Here is a 3,458-nt window from a genome sequence, read left to right as displayed (position 1 = left end):
GGGGTTGGGGGTTGGGGGTTGGGGGTTGGGGTGTGGGGTGTGGGGTTTTACCCATTTTCAGGTGGTCAATTACCTAATTTTCAGGGAAAAAGTCCCGGAATTTTCCCCCCAATCACTCCAAGGGGCGGCACTTTTTGAGGGGAAAAAAGTCTAAAAACCTTGTTGGATAAGGTTTTTAGATTTATTCAGCAAACCCTACTTAGATGTGTGTAATTGATTGTCTCTAGCTACTGTTAATTCTTTGGTTCACAGCCAAGTTACCATTGACACTGATATTTTCCATATATTTTAACCGATCGCCCCAGGAATCTCCCGATCGAGAAAATAGGCAGAATTGACGACCAGATCATCCCTCTATACTGAGGTTATCATCGGGTATAACTGGTATATGAACCCGAAAAACCGTGCCGGGGTAGAGGGAACTTGTTTGCTCGGGATTGGGACTGATAAATTCAATCGTCCCCCCCATGCTGGTAATTAATTCTTTTGCGATCGCTAAACCCAATCCTGTACCGGGTATATCTCCCCCTGCTTGCACCCCCCGGTAGTGACGTTGAAAAATTCTTTCTTGATCGCTCCTCGCTATACCATAACCCGTGTCTTTAAAAACAATTTCTACACTATTCTTAACATTCTGCACCTCGACGATGACTTTTCCGCCAGCAGGAGTATATTTGAGGGCATTATCAATTAAATTGCTGAATACTTCCCGCAAACCGGGGATATTGGCGCAAATAAGTGGTATGTCTTCCCCGTGAATCGTTTCTAGACGGAGATTTCTCTCTTTGGCTACCGCTTGGGCCGAAAGGAGCAGCGGATCGAGAATATCATGGAGATCGATCGGAGCTAGTTGGCCGCTGCCAGCAGGCAAGAGAAAGGCGGTGGGGGAAGATTGCGCTTGCAGGAGAGGAATATCGACAGTGGGGTAATTTTCGCTTTCTTGCTCAATTTGTGCCTCAAATTCGGCGATTAAGTCCCGAACTCGATCGCTTTCCCTCAGGATACCAGTAATGGCAGGATCGTTACCTTCTTCGGCTAAAAGCCTTTTGAGCAGAAGTTTACCAAAGGTTTTTAAAGCGGTGAGAGGATTGCGGATTTGATGGAGAAAGGTATCGAGGCGCTGACTTTGCCATTGTCGATAATAACGTTCTTCTCCCAATTGGCGATCGAGTACACAGGCCAAAGCGAGGGTTTGGGTGATTTTTTCCATCCGGGTTAATTCCCAACTTTGCCAAGGTCGTTTTTCTCTGGTTGTCACCAATAATCCGATCATGCCCTCTTCATACATTAAGGGTAAAAACAAGCGATGACTGCTGACGGTCTCCTGATTACCCCAGAGGTGGGATAAATCTTCTAACTTAACCGCAGTTAACAAGTCTGCCGCCGGTTGCCCCGGTTGTAAGGAAAGCCGCTTTTTTTGGGGAGAAGGGGGATTAAAAGGCGGATAAACAACGACTGGAATTAAATTACTCGATAAAGGTTCATTTAAATAAACCGCACTTCTGTCCGTTTCCATTTGCTCTCGCAAAAGTTCCATCTGTGCCTGACAGAGGGCAATAAAATCATCACTCAGGGGAGTCCGGGAGGGGGAGGAGAAGGGCATACCAAGAAAGTAAAAAGTAAAAAATCAGAAAACCTAGATACAGCTAGGGTTGCGAGTTTTGTTTCCCAGTTTACATAGGGGAGAATGACCCTCCTCTTGAGTCGAGGGCAACCGGCAAAAAGCAATTAGGACAAGGGTTTGGTCACTATTTTCGGGGTGGATCACGGTATATATTAAAAAAAGTTTAAGAATAATAAGTTTTGTATCGGGATTTGGGGCAGTGTTTTCGTCAGAAAAACTTAAACCTAGTCTCAGTCTAGCTTCTAGTCAAACTTGTCTGTAATTAAGTTTGTGAGGGACACTTGATTTCTTGGTCTAGAAGGGATATAATCGCTACGGCTTTTGTAACTATCATTACCATTACAGCGATTAGCCAAAACAGGAGGTAATTGGGTTGGCCAGAAAACGGAAACGTAAAAGTCGCCGTCGTCAAGAAGGACGTAAGATACTTGAACTCATACCCCAGTATAGTATTGAAAGTGGCGAAGATAAACCTGTAACTGCGGCGCGCAAGTACATTCAAGCTATAGGCATTAGCCCACCAGCTTTATTGATTGTTAAGCGTAACGAGCATACAACCGATCGCTATTTCTGGGCTGAAAAAGGACTGTTTGGAGCGCAATATGTGGAGGAAAACCACTTCCTTTTCCCAAGTTTGCGCGACCTGCAGCCCCAGCCTCAGACCGTCAAAGCGGCGGTAGCAGTTGCCAAATAACTCAAAGGACTATTAATGGTATCATGGAAAGTAAACTCGTTTACCGAAAAGTAAACGAGTTTTTTTTGTCTGAGACCTAGGAATCAGCCATCAGCTTTTCGCTGATGGCTGAAGATAAGAAATCTGAGGCCGAAAAACAGCCAAGTTTTAGGCGACATTACCTGCTGTGGCAGTAATAATTTGACGTACTTGAGCATCGGTCAGATTAGGATTGGCATTCAACATTAAGGCCACCACTCCAGCTACATGAGGTGCTGCCATGGAGGTTCCACTCAAGAAACCATAGCTACCATTAGGGAGAGTAGAATACACTTGCACGCCGGGGGCAGTGACATACATCATTGAGGAATTAGAGCCAGCACGATTGGAGAAGGAAGCCATCTGGTTAGAACTATTAACGGCACCGACGGCAAGACCCCAAAAGGTGGCGCTGGAAGCGGGATAACCGGGTTGAGCTGCCCCCTCATTACCGGCGGCCATAACCACGATAACACCGCGACTGCTGGCATACTGGAGGGCCGATTGAACTGCACTGTCAGTGCTACCACCCCCCAAACTCATATTAATTACATCAGCACCGTTATCTACCGCGTAGCGAATTCCTTGGGCAACGCCACTATAGCTGCCACTACCGGAATCGCTCAAAACTTTCACTGGCATAATTCTGGAATTGTAGGCCACACCAGTGGCTCCGAAACCATTATTACCAGCAGCAATGGTTCCCGCCACATGAGTACCATGGCGGTTGCCATCTAAAGTGTTATTATTGCCATTGGCAAAGTTCCAGCCATAAACGTCATCGAAAATTTGGGTCTGAAACCCCGTCGTTCTACGACGGCTTTACCGTTAAATACTAGCGCATTTACCAAATATATGCTAAAATGTGAGACATGGAAAAAGCTTATTCTTACCGATTTTACCCCACACCAGAACAAGAGTCGCTATTGCGGCGCACCTTGGGCTGTGTAAGATTAGTTTACAACAAAGCTCTCCATCTCAGAACACAAGCATGGTACGAAAAGCAAGAAAGAGTAGGATACGCTCAAACGTCTTCAATGCTAACCGATTGGAAAAAGCAAGAAGAATTAGACTTTCTCAATGAAGTAAGCTGTGTACCTTTGCAACAAGGGTTAAGACATT

4 protein-coding genes are annotated in these 3,458 nt (G+C 45.6%); 2 read left to right on the top strand and 2 right to left on the bottom strand.

Features of this window, described 5'->3' with window-relative positions:
- Positions 1 to 346 precede the first annotated feature (346 nt).
- Positions 347 to 1,603: a GAF domain-containing sensor histidine kinase gene (locus tag IM322_RS00390; protein ID WP_287675845.1), complete on the bottom strand. Its 1,257-nt coding sequence runs from the start codon at positions 1,601 to 1,603 to the stop codon at positions 347 to 349.
- 394 nt (positions 1,604 to 1,997) lie between these two features.
- On the opposite strand from IM322_RS00390, the gene IM322_RS00385 reads away from it, so the two are divergent.
- Positions 1,998 to 2,318: a DUF3155 domain-containing protein gene (locus IM322_RS00385; RefSeq protein WP_286826857.1), complete on the top strand. Its 321-nt coding sequence runs from the start codon at positions 1,998 to 2,000 to the stop codon at positions 2,316 to 2,318.
- Positions 2,319 to 2,465: 147 nt separating this feature from the next.
- On the opposite strand, the gene IM322_RS00380 is transcribed toward IM322_RS00385, so the two are convergent.
- Positions 2,466 to 3,125 carry a S8 family serine peptidase gene (locus IM322_RS00380; protein ID WP_287675846.1) on the bottom strand — a complete coding sequence of 220 codons (660 nt, stop codon included), beginning with the start codon at positions 3,123 to 3,125 and terminating at the stop codon, positions 2,466 to 2,468.
- Between the two features lie 83 nt (positions 3,126 to 3,208).
- On the opposite strand from IM322_RS00380, the gene IM322_RS00375 reads away from it, so the two are divergent.
- Positions 3,209 to 3,458, top strand: a 250-nt coding sequence (locus IM322_RS00375; RefSeq protein WP_287638506.1) for a helix-turn-helix domain-containing protein, incomplete at its 3' end; no start/stop codon positions are given.

It is taken from the genome of Microcystis sp. M109S1 (assembly GCF_020247025.1).
Taxonomy (GTDB): Bacteria; Cyanobacteriota; Cyanobacteriia; order Cyanobacteriales; family Microcystaceae; genus Microcystis.
The sequence above is the reverse complement of the archived record's forward strand: the minus strand, read 5'-3'. Positions and strand labels throughout refer to the sequence as shown.